The organism is Arthrobacter sp. G119Y2, from assembly GCF_038069765.1.
Taxonomy (GTDB): domain Bacteria; phylum Actinomycetota; class Actinomycetes; order Actinomycetales; family Micrococcaceae; genus Arthrobacter_B.
Map to the genome: position 1 here is coordinate 1 of NZ_JBBPFS010000011.1, position 19,086 is coordinate 19,086.

17 protein-coding genes are annotated in these 19,086 nt (G+C 67.7%); 2 read left to right on the forward strand and 15 right to left on the reverse strand.

Annotated elements, in window-relative coordinates; all coding sequences use genetic code 11:
* Positions 1 to 263 precede the first annotated feature (263 nt).
* From tyrS to WKB88_RS17455, 3 genes are all read right to left on the reverse strand, one after another.
* Positions 264 to 1,583, reverse strand: a complete 1,320-nt coding sequence (gene tyrS, locus WKB88_RS17445; protein WP_341395835.1) for a tyrosine--tRNA ligase — start codon at positions 1,581 to 1,583, stop codon at positions 264 to 266.
* Positions 1,584 to 1,596: 13 nt separating this feature from the next.
* Positions 1,597 to 3,864 carry a HelD family protein gene (locus WKB88_RS17450; RefSeq protein WP_341395836.1) on the reverse strand — a complete coding sequence of 756 codons (2,268 nt, stop codon included), beginning with the start codon at positions 3,862 to 3,864 and terminating at the stop codon, positions 1,597 to 1,599.
* Between the two features lie 173 nt (positions 3,865 to 4,037).
* On the reverse strand, positions 4,038 to 4,595 hold the full coding sequence (locus WKB88_RS17455; RefSeq protein WP_445818953.1) for an adenine phosphoribosyltransferase: 558 nt from the start codon (positions 4,593 to 4,595) through the stop codon (positions 4,038 to 4,040).
* Positions 4,596 to 4,856: 261 nt separating this feature from the next.
* On the opposite strand from WKB88_RS17455, the gene WKB88_RS17460 reads away from it, so the two are divergent.
* Complete coding sequence (locus WKB88_RS17460) at positions 4,857 to 5,849, forward strand: aldo/keto reductase (protein ID WP_341395837.1); 993 nt, start codon at positions 4,857 to 4,859, stop codon at positions 5,847 to 5,849.
* Between the two features lie 57 nt (positions 5,850 to 5,906).
* Here the strand turns inward: WKB88_RS17460 and WKB88_RS17465 are convergent, their stop codons facing one another.
* The 12 genes from WKB88_RS17465 to argC form a co-directional block, all read right to left on the reverse strand.
* On the reverse strand, positions 5,907 to 6,557 hold the full coding sequence (locus WKB88_RS17465) for a DNA-3-methyladenine glycosylase (RefSeq protein ID WP_341395838.1): 651 nt from the start codon (positions 6,555 to 6,557) through the stop codon (positions 5,907 to 5,909).
* A gap of 71 nt (positions 6,558 to 6,628) precedes the next feature.
* Positions 6,629 to 7,477 carry an SRPBCC domain-containing protein gene (locus WKB88_RS17470; protein ID WP_341395839.1) on the reverse strand — a complete coding sequence of 283 codons (849 nt, stop codon included), beginning with the start codon at positions 7,475 to 7,477 and terminating at the stop codon, positions 6,629 to 6,631.
* Positions 7,478 to 7,588: 111 nt separating this feature from the next.
* Complete coding sequence (locus tag WKB88_RS17475) at positions 7,589 to 8,314, reverse strand: maleylpyruvate isomerase family mycothiol-dependent enzyme (protein ID WP_341395888.1); 726 nt, start codon at positions 8,312 to 8,314, stop codon at positions 7,589 to 7,591.
* A gap of 172 nt (positions 8,315 to 8,486) precedes the next feature.
* Positions 8,487 to 9,005: a pyridoxine/pyridoxamine 5'-phosphate oxidase gene (locus WKB88_RS17480; protein ID WP_341395840.1), complete on the reverse strand. Its 519-nt coding sequence runs from the start codon at positions 9,003 to 9,005 to the stop codon at positions 8,487 to 8,489.
* A 235-nt stretch (positions 9,006 to 9,240) separates the two neighbouring features.
* Positions 9,241 to 10,698, reverse strand: coding sequence for an argininosuccinate lyase (gene argH / locus WKB88_RS17485; RefSeq protein ID WP_341395841.1), 1,458 nt, complete (start codon positions 10,696 to 10,698; stop codon positions 9,241 to 9,243).
* A gap of 2 nt (positions 10,699 to 10,700) precedes the next feature.
* On the reverse strand, positions 10,701 to 11,909 hold the full coding sequence (locus WKB88_RS17490; protein ID WP_341395842.1) for an argininosuccinate synthase: 1,209 nt from the start codon (positions 11,907 to 11,909) through the stop codon (positions 10,701 to 10,703).
* A 79-nt stretch (positions 11,910 to 11,988) separates the two neighbouring features.
* Positions 11,989 to 12,525, reverse strand: coding sequence for an arginine repressor (locus tag WKB88_RS17495; protein ID WP_341395843.1), 537 nt, complete (start codon positions 12,523 to 12,525; stop codon positions 11,989 to 11,991).
* Positions 12,522 to 13,487 (reverse strand): ornithine carbamoyltransferase, encoded by a 966-nt coding sequence (gene argF, locus WKB88_RS17500; protein ID WP_341395844.1) that lies wholly within the window; start codon positions 13,485 to 13,487, stop codon positions 12,522 to 12,524. Before argF ends, WKB88_RS17495 begins: the two co-directional genes overlap by 4 nt.
* Positions 13,484 to 14,767 carry an acetylornithine transaminase gene (locus WKB88_RS17505; RefSeq protein WP_445818954.1) on the reverse strand — a complete coding sequence of 428 codons (1,284 nt, stop codon included), beginning with the start codon at positions 14,765 to 14,767 and terminating at the stop codon, positions 13,484 to 13,486. The genes argF and WKB88_RS17505 overlap by 4 nt, the downstream gene beginning before the upstream one ends.
* A complete protein-coding gene (argB, locus tag WKB88_RS17510) occupies positions 14,764 to 15,687 on the reverse strand; it encodes an acetylglutamate kinase (RefSeq protein WP_341395845.1) in 924 nt (307 codons plus the stop codon). Before argB ends, WKB88_RS17505 begins: the two co-directional genes overlap by 4 nt.
* A gap of 11 nt (positions 15,688 to 15,698) precedes the next feature.
* A complete protein-coding gene (argJ, locus tag WKB88_RS17515) occupies positions 15,699 to 16,916 on the reverse strand; it encodes a bifunctional glutamate N-acetyltransferase/amino-acid acetyltransferase ArgJ (RefSeq protein ID WP_341395846.1) in 1,218 nt (405 codons plus the stop codon).
* Positions 16,916 to 17,947, reverse strand: coding sequence for an N-acetyl-gamma-glutamyl-phosphate reductase (argC, locus tag WKB88_RS17520; RefSeq protein ID WP_341395847.1), 1,032 nt, complete (start codon positions 17,945 to 17,947; stop codon positions 16,916 to 16,918). Before argC ends, argJ begins: the two co-directional genes overlap by 1 nt.
* Before the next feature lie 168 nt (positions 17,948 to 18,115).
* Between argC and WKB88_RS17525 the strand changes: the two genes are divergently transcribed.
* Positions 18,116 to 19,081 (forward strand): quinone oxidoreductase family protein, encoded by a 966-nt coding sequence (locus WKB88_RS17525; RefSeq protein WP_341395848.1) that lies wholly within the window; start codon positions 18,116 to 18,118, stop codon positions 19,079 to 19,081.
* Positions 19,082 to 19,086 lie beyond the last annotated feature (5 nt).

A 19,086-nucleotide genomic window follows, 5' to 3' on the forward strand; every position in this document is an offset into this window, starting at 1 on the left:
CGGGAGTCTCACTTGCAGATACACTTCGCAGTGTCTGTCAGGCGCTCACCGGGGCAACTCACTCAACTTTACACATCCTCGGCGGTCGGCGCAAACCCCCGGAGTGTGACCTCCTGCACGCTGCACCGGCCTCCCGGCGGCCCTTCCGCGGATCCCCTTTCGAAGGATGCTCCCGGAACGGAGAAAGCCGGCTCCCCGCCCCCAGGTTCCGAAGATTCCGGAACCGGTGGAGGGGAAACCAGCCTTCAAACGGGCCGTTAAAACTATACGGCGGAGACTTCCACGGTTGCAAGAGTCCGCTTCCCGCGGCGCAGCAGCAGGTACCGGCCGTGCAGCAGCTCGCCGCCGCCGATCACTGCCTCAGCATCCGTGACCTTGCGGTTGTTAACGTAGGCGCCGCCTTCGGCAACGGTCCGCCGCGCAGCGGAGTTGCTCGCCGAAAGCCCGGAAGCCACCAGCAGGTCAACGATGCCCAGGCTGCTGCCGTCCACAACCACCCGCGGGAGCTCGGCGGTGGCCGCAGTCAGGGTGTCTTCATCCAGGCCGTCGAGTTCGCCCTGGCCGAAGAGTGCCGCGGAAGCCGCGATCACCTTGTCTGTTGCCTCTGATCCATGGATCAGCGAAGTGACGTCGTACGCGAGCCGGCGCTGGGCCGCCCGCTTGTGCGGCTCCTCCGCTACGGAGCGTGCCAGCTCTTCGATTTCCGCCTTCGTCAGGAAGGTGAAGACCTTGAGCCGGTCCACGACGTCGGCATCGGGGGTGTTCAGCCAGAACTGGTACATCGCGTACGGGCTGGTCATGCTGCCGTCCAGCCAGATGGCGTTGCCCTCGCTCTTGCCGAACTTGGTGCCGTCGGAATTGGTGATCAGCGGCGTGCCCATGGCGTGGACGCTCTTGCCCTCCACCTTGCGCACCAGTTCGGTGCCGGCCGTGAGGTTACCCCACTGGTCGGAGCCGCCGGTTTCCAGCACGCAGTTGTAGTTGCGGAACAGCTCGAGGTAGTCCATGCCCTGGAGCACCTGGTAGCTGAACTCGGCGTAGGAAATGCCTTCGTCGGAGTTCAGCCGGGAGGAGACAATCTCCTTCTTGATCATGGTGCCCACCCGGAAGTGCTTGCCCACGTCCCGCAGGAAGTCCAGGACGCTCATGGGTGCAGTCCAGTCAAGGTTGTTGACCATCTGCGCGGCGTTGTCCCCCTCGAAGCTGAGGAAGCGCTGCACCTGTCCCTGCAGGTAACCGACCCATTCCGAGACGGTTTCCTTGGTGTTCATGGTGCGTTCCGCCGTCGGGCGCGGGTCCCCCACCAGGCCGGTGGAGCCTCCCACCAGGGCCAGCGGGCGGTGCCCGGCCAGCTGCAGCCGGCGCATGGTCAGCAGCTGCACCAGGTTGCCCAGGTGCAGGCTCGGCGCCGTCGGATCGAAGCCGCAATAGTAGGTGATCGAATCCCCGGCGAGCAGTTTCTCCAGTTCGGCCTCGTCAGTGGATACGTGGACCAATCCACGCCACTTCAGTTCCTGCCAAATGTTGTCGAAAGTCGGATCGTTCTTCTGGGCGCGCAGGCCCGCTGGGGTTTCAGTAGTCACGGTTTCCAAAATATCAGGCTTCTTCGTCAACAATGCCAGCGGGGATCGGGCCGGCGGCAATAAGACGCAGCCGCTGCGTCGGGCGGGTCATCGCCACGTACAGGTCCCCGACCTTCCCGGCCGCAGCGGTCAGCAGCTCTTCAGGTTCCAGAATGACGACGCCGTCGAACTCCAGGCCCTTGGCCTCCCGAGGTGACGTCACCACTATGTCCTGTTCCATCCCGCCGGCACCGGTGCCCAGCCGCCGGCCGTACTCGGCCCCAACTGCGCGGCGCACGGCGTCGAGGTGGTGTTCCTCGGCAATGATGGCCAGCAGGCCGCCTTCCAGCGCTTCCAAATCCTCGGGCAGGACCTCCATGAGGCGTGTTACCAGCCCGCCCTCCGGCACCTGGTCAATGAACGGCGCCCAGCGGCCTTCGCGGACTGCCTTGGGTGCGGAGACCACCAGCCCGGCAGCGTTGGCCATCCGTACTGCCGCCTCGGCGATCTGCGCCGGGGTGCGGTAGTTCACGGTCAGCTCTTCCAGCGTCCAGCGCTCCCCCACGAACGGCGTCAGCGCCTGCTGCCAGGAAGTGGCGCCGGCGGCGGAACTGGTCTGGGCGATGTCCCCGACGACGGTGAAGGACTTCAGCGGGCAGCGGCGCATCAGCAGGCGCCACTGCATCGCCGAAAGTTCCTGCGCCTCGTCCACCACGATGTGCCCGAACGCCCAGGTGCGGTCGACGGCGGCGCGGTCGGCTGCGGTCAGGCGCGCCTCCCCCACCGTGTTGTGGTCCGCGAGGTCCTCGGCGGACAGGATGCCGTGGGCGCCGGAGTCCTCGAGGAACCCTTCGGTGTTCTCGATGGCGCGCTCGGCGTTGGCCAGGTCCCGCTTGCGCTGTTCCTCGCGCAGGGCATGGTCGCGTCCGGCGGAGGCGTCAAGCTCCCCCAGCAGCTCGGCGGCCTCGTCCAGCAGCGGGATGTCCGATTCGGTCCACGGCGCGTCGGGGCTGCGGCGCAGCAGGCGAAGCTCCTCCGGGCTCAGTCCGGGAGCAGCGGCCTCGAGGTGGCCGGGCTTGCTGAAGAGTTCGGAGAGCAGTTTCTCCGGGGTCATCGGCATCCAGCACAGGTTCAGGGCCACGCGCACATCGCGGGAGCTGCGTACGTCTTCGGCCAGGTAGGCGCGGTCGGTGCTGTTGCCGGCGCCGGCTGATTCCTCCAGCTGCTCGGTCAGCTGCTCGGTGAGCTCGCGCAGCAGGATCTTGACGAACGTGACGCGCGCCTCGTTGTGCGGCTTACCGGTGGCGCGGGCCTTGTCGCGCGCCCGCTGCACCATTTTGGGCGTCAGCGTGAGGATGGTTCCCTCGACGTTCAGCCGCCGCGGTTCGAGCACCAGGCGCTGGCGGTTGGCGACGGCGTTGGCGACCACCTGCGCCATGCCGATCCGGCCCTTGATCTCGGCGACGTGGGCGTTCTCTTCCGGCACGGCACTGATGCCCGGCATCAGCTGGCCGAGGCTGGACATGACGACGCCGGTCTCGCCCAGGGAGGGCAGCACGCGTTCGATGTAACGGATAAAGGCGTTGGAGGGGCCCACCAGCAGGACGCCGGCCGACTTCAGCCGTTCGCGGTGGGTGTACAGCAGGTAGGCGGCACGGTGGAGCGCGACGGCGGTCTTGCCCGTGCCCGGGCCGCCCTGGACCACCAGGGTGCCGGCCAGCGGTGCACGGATAATGCGGTCCTGCTCGGCCTGGATGGTGCCGACGATGTCCGACATCTGCCCGGTGCGCTTGGAGTTCAGGGCCGCCAGCAGCGCGCCTTCGCCCTGCAGCGCCTCCTCCTCTTCGAGCATGGTGTAGTCCAGCACATCGTCTTCGATGGCCTGCACGTTCCGGCCCTTGAGGATCAGGTGGCGGCGGCGGCGCACGCCCTGGCGCTCAAATGCGGTGGCCTGGTAGAAGGTGCCCGCTTCGGGCGCCCGCCAGTCGACCATCAGCCGCTGAAGGTCCTCCGTGGAGAGGCCGATGCGGCCGATGTAGCGTTCCTCCCCGTCGTCGAGGTCCAGCCGGCCGAAAACGAGCCGGTCATCCACCGCATTCAGCTGTGCCAGGCGGTCCTCGTACATGGTGGCAAAGGCGTCGCGCTCGGAGCGGTTCTGGTGTGAACCGGCCGAGTGGCTGCGCCGCACCTGGGCCAGCTGTTCGCGCTTTTCCTCGCGGAGTTCATCGAGTCGCTGGTACAAACCGGCGACATAGTGTCGCTCATGTTCCAGCTCGTGGTGGGCAGAAGACGTTTCAGGCATGTTCGCGTTCCCTCTCGCAAAGGCAGACCGTCAAGTTTAGCGTGCATTTGGACTTTTTCCACGCATTGAGCTAGCCGGGTGAAACCGACCCTTGCCGGGATGGTCATGATGCACCGTAAGTGCGCGACAGCCGGGCGCCCTGCGGGGGCGCCCGGCCATGTACTGGAGTGTGTTTAGTAAGTGGTCAGGGCATGGACGGAGTAGCCGTCCAGTGCCCGGCGGCCGCCGAGGTCGCGCAGTTCGAGCACGACGCCGAAACCGGCAACAATTCCGCCGGCCTTCTCGATGAGGCGGGCCGTGGCGCCGAGCGTTCCGCCGGTGGCGAGAACGTCGTCGAGAATGAGGATCCGCGAGCCGGCGGGGAAATCATCCTGGTGAACCTCGAGCGTGTTCTCGTTGTATTCCATCGAGTAGCTTTCCGAGAACACCTCGCGCGGCAGCTTGCCGGGCTTGCGGACGGTCAGGACGCCCTTGCCGGCGGCATAAGCGGCGGCTGCCGCCAGGAGGAATCCGCGGGCCTCGATGCCCGCGACGTAGTCAAAGCGTCCTTCGTACTCGGCCAGCAGGGAGTCCACGACACCCCGGAAGGCCGGTCCGTCGGCAAAAACGGGGGTCAGGTCCCGGAAGACGACGCCGGGCTTGGGGTAGTCCGGCACAACCGCTCCGAGGCGTTCGATGGTGTCGGCTATTGACTCAGTGTTCTGTGCGGCATCCGCGGGCGTTTCTTTCACCCATCCACCTTACCGGCTGCATCCGCTCCGGCCCGAGCTGTGCGGACACCTGTGGCACTTGTCTCGCCGCCCGCCGTCCCCCGGACGGCGGGCGGGGCACACACGCGACCGGCTCCGGGCCGGCCGTGGAGCCGAGCGGGGCAACCGGCTGGAGGAAAGGCTGGAGGAATAAAGGGGCCGCAGGCGCCGGTTGGCATGTTGCGTGCCCTTTGGACAGGGCACTGGAACTAACGGCACCAACAGTCAAGGATTGCAACACATATGGCTAACCTGCACGAAGTGCTTCAGAACAAGATTGGATTCGGCACGGCCCCGCTGGGAAACATGTTCCGCGACATTCCCCAGGAGGAAGCGCTGGCAACGGTGGAAGCCGCCTGGAACGCAGGCATCCGCTACTTCGACACCGCGCCCTTCTACGGAGCCGGCCTGGCGGAATCACGCTTGGGCGAGGTCCTCTCGCAGTACAACCGCGATGAGTATGCGCTGAGCACCAAAGTAGGGCGGCTGATTCTGGATGAAGAGGAGGAGAAAGGCTCCGGCCTCTTCAACCATGGGCGTTCGAACAAGATCGCCACGGATTACACCGCGGATGCGACCCTGCGGTCCATCGAGCAGAGCCTAAACAGGCTGAAGACGGACCGGCTGGACTTTGTGTTCATCCATGACACGTCCCGGGATTTCCTCGGGGATGAATGGGTCAGCAAGTTCGACGAGGCAAGGACCGGCGCGTTCCGGGTCCTCGCCCGGCTGCAGGACGAGGGCGTCATCAACGGGTGGGGCCTCGGCGTCAACACCACCGAGCCCATCGAGCTGGCGATGGACATGGACGAGGCTGCTCCGACCATGAGCCTCTCCGCCACGCAGTACACGCTGCTGCAGCACGAGCGTGCCCTGCAGCGCATGATGCCCGCTGCGCTGGAGAAGGGCGTGGGCATCGTGGTCGGCGGACCGTTCAACTCCGGCGCACTGCTGGGCGGCGATTACTTCGACTACGCCGAAATCCCCCCGCAGGTCAAGGCACGGATCGCTGAACTGACCTCCATCGCCTCCCGGCACGGGGTGAGCCTCAAGGCCGCTGCCCTGCAGTTCTCCACCGCCCACCCAGCTGTGGCTGCGGTCATCCCGGGCTCCAGCCGGCCCGAACGCGTCGTGGAGGATATTGCCGCCATGAAGGCTGAAATCCCGGGTGCCTTCTGGGACGAGCTGCTGGAAAACAAGCTCATTTCAGCACAGGCTCCGCTTCCGCGCTCCTGACAGCTTGCTTCACGGGCGGCGTTCGGGATGGCACTCATCCCGAACGCCGTTGTGCGTTCAGGGCCGGAGGGCCGTCGCTCCTGCGGCCGTCCGGCGCCGCGGCTGTGCGGGGCGGTACTTGGAAACGGTGGGATCCCCGGTGAGCCAGAACCGCCAGGGATATTCGATACTGCCGCCCGGCCCGCTCACGCCCACTCTGGGGCCGGTGGAGACCAGCTGCTCCGGCACCGGGGCGGCAGGCAGCTCCAGCCGCAGCGGGGCGGCGAACACGTCGGCGCCGTCCAGGGCACGATTGATGCCCAGCGCCTGTGCCAGCCGGGCCGGGCCGCGGGCCAGGTCCAGGTCGGTGCGCGGGTTGCCGCGGCGCTCCCTGGCGGTTTCGCGGCCGTTGATGATTTCCCCCGCCCGCAGCAGGAGCCCGGTGGCGTGCCCGTCCTCGCCGCAGACCACGTTGGCGCAGTAGTGCATACCGTAGGTGAAGTACACGTACAAGTGCCCGGCCGGACCGAACATGGTGTTGTTCCGGGCGGTGCGTCCGCGGAAGGCATGTGATCCGGGGTCCACGTCTCCCATGTAGGCCTCCACTTCGGTGACGCGGACGGTTACCGGCTCCCCGCCGCCGTCGTGCGTGAGGGTGGACCCCAGCAGGAGGCGGGCCGCCTCGGTGGCCGGCACTGCAAGCCGTGATCGTTCGCCTGTCTCTTCCATGTCTTCGACCGTAGCAAGACCGGGCCCGCGCCGAGGAATTGGTGCGGGGGCGGGGTTCTGCGCACGCGCGCCTACAGCATGGAGCGGTAGAAACGCTGCAGCGCTGCAAGCCGGTGCGAGTTGGGGTGCGGAGTGTTGCCGTCGAGCCGGTCGCACACGGAATCGAGCGCGGCATGCCAGGTTGCCAGCAGTCCGGCGGCCTCGTCCGGGCTTTCCGGGACAGGTTCACGGATGACCATCCGGGTTTCTTCGCCGTGCGCAGCCATCTCCAGCTGCGCGTCACCGCCAATGCCCCGGCTCCGGCTGACGGCGTCGAGCGCGGCTTCCACGTCCTCGCCGGGAGCTCGGTACCAGCGCTCGAAGACCAACTCGGCGTCGGCTCCCGTGCCCGACACAACCCCCATGCTCGGCGACACATTGAAGTCCCTCGCGTAGGCGTCACGCAGCGCCAGCCAGTCCGCCGTGCTGTCCGGGTCCGGGTCCCGCCCTGCTGCCACGTTGGCAAACGAGTGCAAAATGCCCTGCCACCCCGCACTGCCTTCAGCGAGGAAATCAGGGCTGTCGGTCCGGGAGCGGAACTGCAGCAGGGCTCCCCCGCCGCTTTCCAGCACCTGCCATTCCAGGACTGATTCCAGCCCCAGCTCGTCTTCCCAGGTGATCTGCAGGCTGGAACGCGGTTCAAGCTGCAGGACGGTTCCGGAGTTGCTGCCGCCCTCCATGTCCAGCGTGTATTCCTTGCCCAGCTGCCAGCCGGGCGTCACCTGTCCCAGCCAGCGCGAGACTTTTACGGGGTTGGTCAGGATGTCCCAGATGTGCGCCGTCGGATAGTCGAGCTGACGGTCGAACGCGACGCAGTATCCGTCCGTGAGTTTCTCAATGCGGCCCTCGGGGACCGGTGCCGCGCTGAAGCGTGCCGACATGGGATGTCCTCCTGTCCGGGAGCAGCCGGGTTGGACTTGTTCCAGCGTAGCGTCCGGCGCGAACGGTCCGTAAGGCTTCCGGGCCGTTGCGCCGCAGAGGCGGTCCTCTCGCTACTTTGCCGGCAGCGCCGAGGGCCAGGGAAGGAGCGTCGGAAGTTCCACGCCGTCGGCGGCGGCTTCCGCGCGGAGGCTGCCGAGGCTGGGAGTACGTCCGGCCAGCCAGGCAGCGATGTCCGTTGCCATGCCGTTCACCGAAATAGTTGTGGAGGCCGGCTCTCCCGGGGCGGAACTGCCCAGGACCCTCGGAGGCAGCGCGAGAGGCTGCAGCCTCAGCCGGACTCCCGCCGGCACGCGGGCAGCAAGGAACCCGAACAGGTGCTCGCAGAACTGCGGCGACCATGTGTCGGCGTCGACCCCGACGTCCAGGTCGGTCAGGTGAATCACCAGCTCACGCCACATTGCCAGGCCGCCGTCCCGGACCACGCCGCTGCGGTAGGAAATGGGGGCGTTCCAGTCCGCTGGCTGCAGCCCGCGGAAGGCCGCGAGCACACGTTCCAGCGAGTCGTTCAGTTCCCGGCGGTGCCTGTCGGCACTGCGGACCGCGCCTTCTTCTATGGCCCGGTTCCGGCCATCGGCACCGCCGTCGTAGAGCTCTACCGTTTCTCCGCCGGCAGCGTACTCCAGCTGGCGGGCCATGCCGTCGGCGACGCCGGCCACGTGGGCCAGCACATGGCCGCGCGTCCAGTCCGGGAGCCGGGAGGGAGCACGGACGTCGTCGTCCGAAAGGTTTTTTATGTGCTCCTGCAGGGCTGCCGCGGCCGCTTCCATGCCGGCCATGAGCTGCGGCGGCGAGGGGCGGGGTGCCGGCTTCGGGGCGGAAGAGGCGGGGGAAGAACCGGGGCGGGAAGAATCGGGGAGACCAGTCATGGACCCACACTAGGCGGAAGTCCCCGGGAAACAGGGCAGCGTGCAACCCGCGGTTGACCGGTGTCGGTGGCTGCCGCCGCGGCTACAGCTCGTAGCGGTGCCGGATGTGCCGGCGGCCGGGGTCTGCCTGCCAGAATTCGATCTCCCGAGGCTGAACGGCATAGAGCTGCCAATCGGGGTTTGCGCTGCCGTCGGCGGACGGACGCTCCGCCCAGTCCCGCGCCGAGGCAGCCTCGGACAGCTGCACGACGGCGCCGCTGACCCGGATCTGGCGCCCCATTTCCGACCAGTAGAAATTCATGGCGGCCCGCGGGTTCTCCGACAGTTCCAGGCCTTTGCGGGAGGCGCGGGAGGTGGCGAAGTGCCAGCCGTCGCCGTCGAGCCCTTTCAGGATGAGCATCCTCGAGGAGATGTTTCCGCCCGCATCTGCCGTCGCCAGGGAGAAGGCGTGCGGCTGCCGGACTCCGAGGTCGAGGGCTTGGTCCAACCAGGAACGGAACAGCTCGGCCGGATCGGACGGTGCCGAGGCCGGGTCGAAGGCGGGCAGGTCGTTCGGGAAGTCGGGCAGGGCGCGCAGCATCTGCCGGAAGGAGTCGCTCATGGGCCAAGGGTAGCGGCGGGACATGAAAAGGCAGGCCTGAAACCTCCGCAACCACACCCAAATGACCGCTCGTGGAAATTCCGGCGGCGGAACGGGTGGACCACGTCCGAACACGGCACTGCCCCTGCGGAAATCTCCGCAGGGGCAGTGCCGGCACCGGTTGGGGGATACTGCCCAGCCGACGCCGCCGGCGACAGCCAGGCTGAGCCCCGGGCCGTACCCCCGCGCAGCTGGGCTAGGCCGTGTAGCTGCGGGCCGTCTGCAGCTCGTTTTTCAGCGCGGCAAGCTGCTGCTCCACGGCGGACCGGGCGGTGCCGCCCTGCGCGCTGCGGCTGGCCAGCGAACCTTCGGTGCTCAGCACCGTCCGGACCTCCGGGGTGAGGTGCTCGGAAATGCCGGCGTAGTCCTCATCCGTCAGGTCCCACAGCTCGACGCCGCGGCCCTCGGCCAGCTTTACTGCCGAACCCGAAAGCTCATGCGCCTCGCGGAACGGAACCCCCTGGCGGACCAGCCACTCGGCAATATCCGTGGCGAGGGCGAAACCCTGCGGTGCCAGGGACTGCATGCGTTCAGTGTTGAACGTCAGCGTGGCGATCATTCCGGAGACCGCCGGAAGCAGGACTTCCAGGGTGTCTGCGGCGTCGAACACCGGCTCCTTGTCTTCCTGCAGGTCCCGGTTGTACGCCAGCGGCAGTCCCTTGAGCGTGGCCAGCAGTCCGGTCAGGTCACCGATCAGGCGGCCTGCCTTGCCGCGGGCCAGCTCGGCCACATCGGGGTTTTTCTTCTGCGGCATGATGGAGGACCCGGTGGAGAAGGCATCATCCAGGGTCACAAAGGAGAACTCCTTGGTGGCCCAGATGATGATTTCCTCGCTGATCCGGGACAGGTCAACGCCGATCATGGCCGCCACCCAGGAGAACTCCGCATAGACATCGCGCGAGGCGGTGCCGTCAATGGAGTTCCAGACGGCGGACTCAAACCCGAGTTCGGCGGCAACGGCGTTGGGATCCAGGCCCAGCGAGGAACCGGCCAAGGCACCGGAACCGTACGGGGACACCGCGGCCCGCTTGTCCCAGTCCATGAGCCGCTGCACATCTCGCAGCAGCGCCCAGGCATGGGCCAGCAGATGGTGGCTGAGCAGCACCGGCTGGGCGTGCTGCAGGTGGGTGCGGCCGGGCATGGCCACCCCCAGATGCTTTTCGGACTGCTCCACCAGGGCATCAACCGTCGCCAGGACACCGGCGGCAATGATGCGGGCGTGGTCGCGCAGGTACATGCGTCCCAGCGTGGCGATCTGGTCATTGCGGGACCGGCCGGCGCGCAGCTTGCCGCCCAGCGCCGGACCGGCACGCTCAATCAGGCCGCGTTCCAGGGAACCGTGGACATCCTCATCGGACTCCGCCGGGGCGTAGGCACCCGAGCGGACATCGGCGTCGAGCTCGTCCAGGGCTGCGAGCATGCCGTCCAGCTCTGCGTCATCCAGCAGACCGGCGGTGTGGAGCACGCGGGCGTGCGCCCGGGAACCGGCAATGTCATAGCCGGCAAGCCGCCAGTCGAAGTGGGTGGACTTGCTCAGCGCCGCGAGGGCGTCGGCGGGACCGCCTGCAAAGCGGCCGCCCCACAGGGCACCCTGGACGGTGGAACCCGCAGCTGCGGTTCCGGCCGGTTCAACCGGCGGCTTGCCGTTAGCCATTCCTACTTACCTTCCGCCGCACGCTGGTCGCGGCCGGAGGCCACCTTGGAGGACATCCCGAACAGCTCGATGAAGCCGCGGGCCATGGACTGGTCGAAGCTGTCGCCGGTGTCGTAGGTGGCGAGGTTGAAGTCGTACAGCGAGGTGTCGGACCGGCGTCCGGTCACTACGGCACGGCCGCTTTCCAGCGTCATGCGGATGTCGCCGGAGACGTACTTCTGGGTGTCCTCGATGAAGGCGTCCAGGGACTTCTTCAGCGGGGAGAACCACTGGCCGTCGTAGACCAGTTCGGTCCAGCGCTGGCCAACAGTCTTCTTGAAGCGGGCCTGCTCGCGCTCCACGGTCACGTTTTCGAGCTCGCGGTGGGCAGCCATCAGCGCCATGGCACCGGGGGCTTCGTAGATTTCGCGGCTCTTGATGCCCACGAGGCGGTCTTCGACGATGTCGATGCGGCCAATGCCCTGGGCACCGGCGCGCAGGTTCATCTGCTCGATGGCCTGCAGCGGGGTGACGGGCTTGCCGTCGATCGCTACCGGAATGCCTTCCTTGAAGGTGATGACCACTTCGTCGGCGGCAAGGCCGGCGGCGGGATCGGAGGTGTACTCGTACACATCCGGGGTGGGGCCGTTCCAGATGTCTTCCAGGAAACCGGTCTCCACGGCGCGTCCCCAGACGTTGGCGTCGATGGAGAACGGGTTCTTCTTGGTGGTGACGATCGGCAGGTTCTTTTCCTCAGCGAAGGCGATGGCCTTGTCGCGGGTCAGGGCCAGGTCGCGGACCGGTGCGATGCACTTCAGGTCCGGGCCCAGGGTCTGGATGCCGACCTCGAAGCGGACCTGGTCGTTGCCCTTGCCGGTGCAGCCGTGGGACACGGTGGTGGCCCCGAACTGGCGGGCGGCTGCGACGAGGTGCTTGACGATCACCGGGCGGGACAGCGCCGAAACCAGCGGGTAGGAATCCATGTACAGGCCGTTGGCCTTCAGCGCCGGCATGCAGTACTCGGAGGCGAATTCGTCCCGGGCATCGGCAACATAGGCCTCGACGGCGCCGCAGGAGAGGGCGCGCTGGCGGATGGTTTCCAGGGACTCGCCGCCCTGTCCGACGTCGACCGCCACGGCGATAACTTCGGCACCTGTTGCCTCGGCGATCCAGCCGATGGCCACCGATGTATCAAGGCCACCGGAGTAGGCCAGAACAATGCGTTCGCTCACGAAATACGCTCCTCTTGCTTGGTGCAGCCTCTGCAGGCTGCTTGTTGATGAAGGTAGGTGGAAAGTTTTGTGGGGACAGCTACAGGATGCGGCTGTCCGGAGCCTGGCCGTTGGCCGTGGCTTCATCCGCTATGCGCAGGAAGCGGGCCGCGACGTCGGCGCCGCCGTCGGGCTCCCGGGTGACCATCACCACCGTGTCGTCACCGGCGATGGTGCCCAGAATGGACGGCATCACCGAGTGGTCGATGGCCAGGGCCAGGAAGTTCGCGGCGCCGGGCGGGGTGCGCAGCACCACGATGTTGCCGGAGGCCTCCGCGGTGACCAGCAGTTCGCCGCAGAGCCGGGCCAGCCGGGCGTCGAGGACTTCCTGGGTCACCCCGGACTTCGGTGCGCGTTCGCCGCCCTCGGAGGGCACCGCGTACACCAGCACCCCTTCCTTGCCGCGCATCCGCACCGCTCCCAGTTCCACCAGGTCCCGGGACAGCGTGGCCTGGGTGACCTGGACGCCGTCGTCGGCCAGCAGGGCGGCGAGTTCCGCCTGGGACCGGACCGAGGATCCGGTCAGCAGGGCGCGGATGCGCGCCTGGCGTGCGGTTTTGGTGGCCGGCATGCTCATGATTTGCCCTCCGGAACGCCGGTCAGGCCCGAGCGCGCCACCAGCCACACCATCAGTGCCTTCTGCGCGTGCAGCCGGTTTTCGGCCTCGTCCCAGACCACTGACTGGGGTCCGTCAATGACGTCTGCGGAAATTTCGTAGCCGCGGTAGGCCGGCAGGCAGTGCAGCACGACGGCGTCTTCCGCGGCCTGCGCCATCGCTGTGCCGTCCACCGCGTAATCGCGGAAAAGCTCGGAGCGGGCAGCCTTTTCATCTTCCTGGCCCATGGAGACCCAGGTGTCCGTGGCAACGACGTCGGCTCCGGCCAGCGCTTCAGCCGGATCGGTGGTGATCATTACCGAACCGCCGGTTTCCTCGGCACGGGTCGCGGCGGCGTCGACAATCAACGGATCGGGCAGGTAGCCGACCGGCCCGGCCACCCGGACGTGCATGCCGGCAGTGACTCCGGCCAGCAGGTAGGAGTTGGCCATGTTGTTGGCGCAGTCCCCCAGGTAGGTCAGGGTCAGGCCGGCCAGGGCGCCCTTGTGCTCGCGGATGGTCATCAGGTCCGCCAGCAGCTGGCAGGGATGATAGTCATCGGAGAGCGCGTTGATGACGGGCACGCCGGAATTCGCCGCCATTTCCTCCAGCCCGGACTGCGCGTAGGTGCGCCAGACGATGGTGGAGACCATGCGTTCGAGCACCTTGGTGGTGTCCGCGACGCTTTCCTTGTGCCCGAGCTGGGACTCCCCCGCGCCGATGATCAGCGGCACGCCGCCGAGATCGGCCACCCCGGCGGCAAAGGACACGCGGGTGCGGGTGGAGGTCTTGTCGAAAATAACCGCCACCGTCTTGCGGCCGGTCGATGCACCGGCATACGGCTGGTACTTGTAGCGGTCCTGCTTCAGCGCGTCGGCAAGGTCCAGCACTTCGGTCTGCTCGGCCTGGGTGAGGTCGGTGTCGACCAGGAAATGGCGGGTCATGATTGTCCTTCTGTCTCTGCGGCGGACCGGGCGGCGGCCAGGATCCCCGGCAGTGCGTTCACAAATGAGTCGGCCTGGCCGCGGGTGAGGATCAGCGGCGGGGCCAGGCGCAGGGTGTGCGGTCCGGTGGAGTTGATGATGAATCCGGCGTCCAGTGCGGCGGCCACGGCGGCCGGGGCCACATCCCGGTCCAGGTCGAAGCCGATCAGCAGGCCCTCCCCGCGCACCTCGGCAACGCCGGGAACGGCTGCCAGTGCGGCCCTCAGGTACGCCCCGGTGTCCCGGACCTGATCCAGCAGTCCGGCGGATTCGATGACGTGCAGGGTCGCCAGCGAAGCGGCGGTCGCCACCGGGTTTCCGCCGAACGTGGTTCCGTGCTGGCCGGCGGAGAGCAGCGACGACGCCGTCTCGCCAAAGGTGATCAGCGCGCCCACCGGGAAGCCGCCGCCCAGGCCCTTGGCCAGGGTCATGGCGTCGGGCAGCACACCCTCCGAGGCGAACCACTGTCCGGTGCGGCCGATACCGGTCTGCACTTCGTCCACGATCAGCAGCGCACCGGCGGCGGCCGTGATCTCCCGCGCTGCCTGCAGGTAGCCCGCAGGCAGCGGCCGCACCCCGGCTTCACCCTGGATCGGCTCGACAAAGACGGCGGCAACAGTGTCATCCACGGCGGCGCGCAGGGCGTCCACGTCCCCGAACGGGATGTGCTCGACTCCCCCGGGCAGCGGCTCAAACGGTTCCCGGTAGGCCTTTTTGGCGGTCAGCGCCAGCGCACCCAGGGTCCGGCCGTGGAACGCGCCGTCGAGGGCAAGGATCCGGGTGCGCCGCACGGCGCCGCCGGTTGCAGCGGAACCGGTGTTGCGGCGGGCGAGCTTGAACGCCGCTTCATTGGCTTCGGTGCCGGAGTTGGCGAAAAAGACCTTCGAGCCCTCCGGCGCCCCGGCCAGCTGCAGCAGCTTTTCCGCCAGCGCCACCTGCGTGGGGCTGGTGAAGAAATTCGACACGTGGCCCAGGGTGGCCAGCTGGCTGCTGATCACCGAGGTCAGGAAGGGATGTGCGTGGCCCAGCGCGTTGACGGCAATGCCGCCGAGCAGGTCCAGGTATTCCTTGCCGTCGGCGTCCCAGACGGTGCAGCCGCTGCCCCGGACCAGCACGCGCTGGGGAGTGCCGAAGACGCCCATCAGGGAAGATCCGTAGCGGCGCAGCCAGTCCTGCGAGGTGCCCGTCAGTTCCGCCAGGGCGGCGTCGGCTTCGATGTGTTTGCTTGTGGCGCTGCTCACTGCTTCTCCTCCGGAATAACCTGGGTGCCGATGCCGGCAGTGGTGAAGACTTCCAGCAGCATGGAGTGGGCCATCCGGCCGTCCACGACGGCGGCGCGGTCCACTCCGCCGTCGACCGCGGCCAGGCAGGCCCGCATTTTGGGGATCATGCCCGCTTCCAGGGACGGCAGCATGCCCCGCAGCTCACCGGCGGTGAGCGAGGAAATCAGCGACGACTTGTCCGACCAGTCCGCGTACAGGCCTTCGACGTCGGTGAGCACCACCAGCCGCGAGGCGCCCAGGGCGACGGCCAGGGCTGCCGCCGCGGTGTCGGCGTTGACGTTCAGCACCTGGCCGGTGGGCGCGCCGTCGTCGTTTACTTCAGGAGCCACTGTGGAGATGACGGGAATCCGCCCGGCTTCCAGCAGGTCCACGATGGCGCCGGGGTTCACGCCGGTGACTTCACCGACCAGTCCGAGGTCAACCTCCTCGCCGTCCACCACCGCGCCGATGCGTTCGGCCCGCAGGAGCGCGCCGTCTTCACCGGAGAGCCCGACGGCGTAGGGGCCGTGGGCGTTGATCATCCCGACCAGCTCGCGGCCCACCTGCCCGGTGAGGACCATGCGCACGGCGTCCATCGCTTCGGGGGTGGTGACGCGCAGTCCGCCCCTGAATTCGGACTTGATGCCCAGGCGTTCGAGCAGGGCGCTGATCTGCGGGCCGCCGCCGTGCACGACGACGGGGTGGACGCCCACGTGGTGCAGGAAGACGATGTCCTCGGCAAAGGCCTGCCGCAGCTCATCGTTGACCATGGCGTTGCCGCCGTATTTGATGACCATGATGGAACCGGCGAACCGCTGGATCCAGGGCAGCGCCTCAATGAGGGTGGCGGCCTTGTCCTGGGCGGCCAGCTGTTCTTTGGCTTCTGTGGGTGTGCTCATGATGTCCCCGATCAGCTGCTGTAGGCCGAGTTTTCGTGGACGTAGTCCGTGGTCAGGTCATTGGTCCAGATGGTGGCGCTTTCCGTGCCCGCGTTCAGGTCGATTTCCACCGTAACCCGGCGGCCGGTCAGGTCCACCAGGTCCCGGGAATCACCGATGCCCCCGTCGCGGCAGACCTGCACGCCGTTGATGGTGACGTTGATCCGGTCCGGCTCGAAGGCGGCATCCGTGGTGCCCACGGCCGAGAGCACCCGGCCCCAGTTGGGGTCGTTGCCGAAGATGGCGGTCTTGAACAGGTTGGAACGGGAGACGGCGCGGGAGGCGGTTTCGGCGTCGGCGACGGTGGCGGCGTTCACAGTGGTGACGGCGATGTCGTGGCTGGCGCCCTCGGCGTCGGTGATCAGCTGCTGGGCCAGGGAATGGCAGACCTCGGTGAGGCCGGCGGTGAACTCCCCGGCCTCCGGAACGGTTTCGGAGGCGCCGGACGCCATCAGAACCACGGTGTCATTGGTGGACATGCAGCCGTCCGAGTCCGTGCGGTCGAAGGTGACGGCGGTGGCGGCGCGCAGGGCGGCATCCAACTCGGCGGCCGGCAGCAGCGCATCGGTGGTCAGCACCACAAGCATGGTGGCCAGGCCCGGAGCCAGCATGCCGGCGCCCTTGGCCATGCCGCCGATGCTGTAGCCGCTGCCGGTGAAGACGGCCTGCTTGGAGACGGTGTCGGTGGTCATGATGGCTTCGGCCGCGGAGGCGCCGCCGTCGGCGGCCAGGGCCTTGGCTGCTGCCTCCACCCCGGGGAGGATCTTGTCCATCGGCAGCTGCTCGCCGATCAGGCCGGTGGAGCAGACCACAACGTCGGACGCCGACAGGCCCAGGACTTCGGCGGTTTTTTCGGCGGTGGCGTGGGTGTTCTGGAAGCCCTGCGGGCCGGTGCAGGCGTTCGCGCCGCCGGAGTTGAGGATGACGGCGTCGGCGCGTCCGTCCGAGATGACCTGGCGGGACCAGTGCACGGGTGCGGCGGCTACCCGGTTGCGGGTGAAGACCGCTGCCGCGGCCTTCGACGGGCCGTCGTTGACCACCAGCGCCATGTCGCGTCCGCCGGAGAGCTTCAGGCCGGCGGTGATGCCGGCGGCGCGGAATCCTGCCGGAGCGGTGATCCCGGTGCCGGCACCCGTGCCGTTGGCTTCGGAGGTGCTTCCGGGTGCCGTGCTGTTGTCGGTGGTGCTCATTACGGGGCAACTCCCTGCGTTGTCAGTCCGGCGGTTTCTTCCAGGCCGAGGGCAATGTTCATGGACTGCACCGCGCCGCCGGCGGTGCCTTTGTTCAGGTTGTCGATCACGCAGGTGACGATCACGCGGTTGGCGCGGGCGTCATACGCCAGCTGCAGCGCTGCATAGTTGGACCCCACCACCATCTTGGTGGCCGGCCACTGGCCTTCGGGAAGCAGCCGGACAAAGTGCTCGCCGCCGTATGCCTCTTCCCATGCGGACCGCAGCTGTCCGGCGCTGACGCCGGGGCGGACCTTGGCCGTGGCGGTGGTGAGGATGCCGCGGGACATGGGCGCCAGGGTGGGCGTAAAGGACACGGCAACGCTCTCGCCGGCTGCGGCTGAGAGGCCCTGTTCAATTTCGGGGGTGTGGCGGTGTCCGCCGCCCACGCCGTAGGGGCTCATTCCGCCCATCACTTCGGACCCGAGCAGGTGCGGCTTGGCTGCCTTGCCCGCACCCGAGGTGCCCGAGGCAGCGACGATGACGACGTCGTCGGGCTCCAGCAGCCCGGCCGAGAAGCCCGGCGTCAGCGCCAGCAGCGAGGACGTGGGATAGCAGCCCGGAACGGCAATGCGGGTAGCGCCCTTGAGGCGGTCGCGGTGGCCGGGCAGCTCGGGCAGCCCGTACGGCCAGGAACCGGCATGCGGCGAGCCGTAGAACTTCTCCCAGGCCAGCGGATCTTCGAGCCGGTGGTCGGCACCGGCGTCAATCACGAGCACGGACGGATCAAGCTGCGCGGCGATGGCGGCGCTGGCGCCGTGCGGCAGGGCGAGGAAAACGACGTCGTGCCCGGCCAGGTTTTCCACCGTGGTGTCAGCGAGGACCCGGTCGGCGAGCGCATGCAGATGGGGCTGCAGCTCGCCCAGCCGGGAACCGGCGTTGCTGTGGGCTGTGATGGCGCCGATAGTGACGGAGGGATGTCCGGCCAGCAGGCGCAGCACTTCACCTCCGGCGTATCCGGAGGCTCCTGAGACAGCAACTGAAATGGTCATGGCTTCACCCTACAGTAGATTTATGCATACACCTTCATAATTATGCATAGATGACGCGGCTGCTGATTTCGCCGCCTGCGGCAACTGGTGGGGAAGCTCCGGTGCGCCGGCACGGACGGTGCCCTACGATGGCAGCGACACCGATGCCTGCAACAGAAGAGACAATCCATGCATAAAGCTATTGTGGTCCCCGCCCCCGGCGGGCCGGAAATCCTGCGCTACGAAGACGTCGACCTGCCCGAGCCCGGGCCCAAGGAACTGCTGGTCCGGGTTGCGGCGGCGGGCGTGAACTTCATCGACACCTACAAGCGCAGCGGTGTCTACCCCATGGATTATCCCTTCATTCCCGGCGCCGAAGCGGCCGGAACCGTAGTGGCGGCAGGCCGCGACGTGACCGCATTCCGCGAGGGTTCACGGGTGGCGACGGCCGAAGGCGGCGGCACCTACTCGGAATACACGATCATGGAGGCTGACAAGGCGCTGCCCATTCCCGAGGGCGTCAGCGAGGAAGTGGCGGCAGCGCTGCCGATGCAGGGTATGACGGCGCATTACCTCTGCAATTCCACCTTTCCCGTGGAAGAGGGCCAGACCGTCCTGACCCACGCCGGCGCCGGCGGCGTAGGGCTGCTGCTGATCCAGCTGCTCAAAGCCAAGGGCGCCCGGGTCATCACCACCGCCTCCTCCGAGGAGAAGCGGGACCTGGCGCGCTCCGCCGGCGCCGACCATGCGCTGGATTATGACGGTTTTGCCGAGGAGGTCCGCCACCTGACCGACGGAAAGGGTGTGGACGTGGTGTACGACGGCGTCGGGAAGGCCACGTTTGACGGCTCCCTGGCCAGCCTGCGCAAGCGCGGCATGCTGGTGCTCTTCGGCGGCGCCTCGGGGCAGGTGCCACCCTTCGACATTCAGCGGCTGAACTCCTCGGGCTCGCTGTTCCTGACCCGTCCCACCCTGGGCGACTACCTGCTCACCCCCGAAGAACGGCAGTGGCGCGCCCACGAGCTGTTCGAGATGGTCCGCGAGGGCACGCTGGATGTCCGGATCGGCGCCACCTATCCGCTGGCCGAGGCCACCCGCGCCCAGCAGGACCTTGAGGGCCGCAGGACCACCGGAAAGGTGCTGCTGCTTCCCTAACCCGG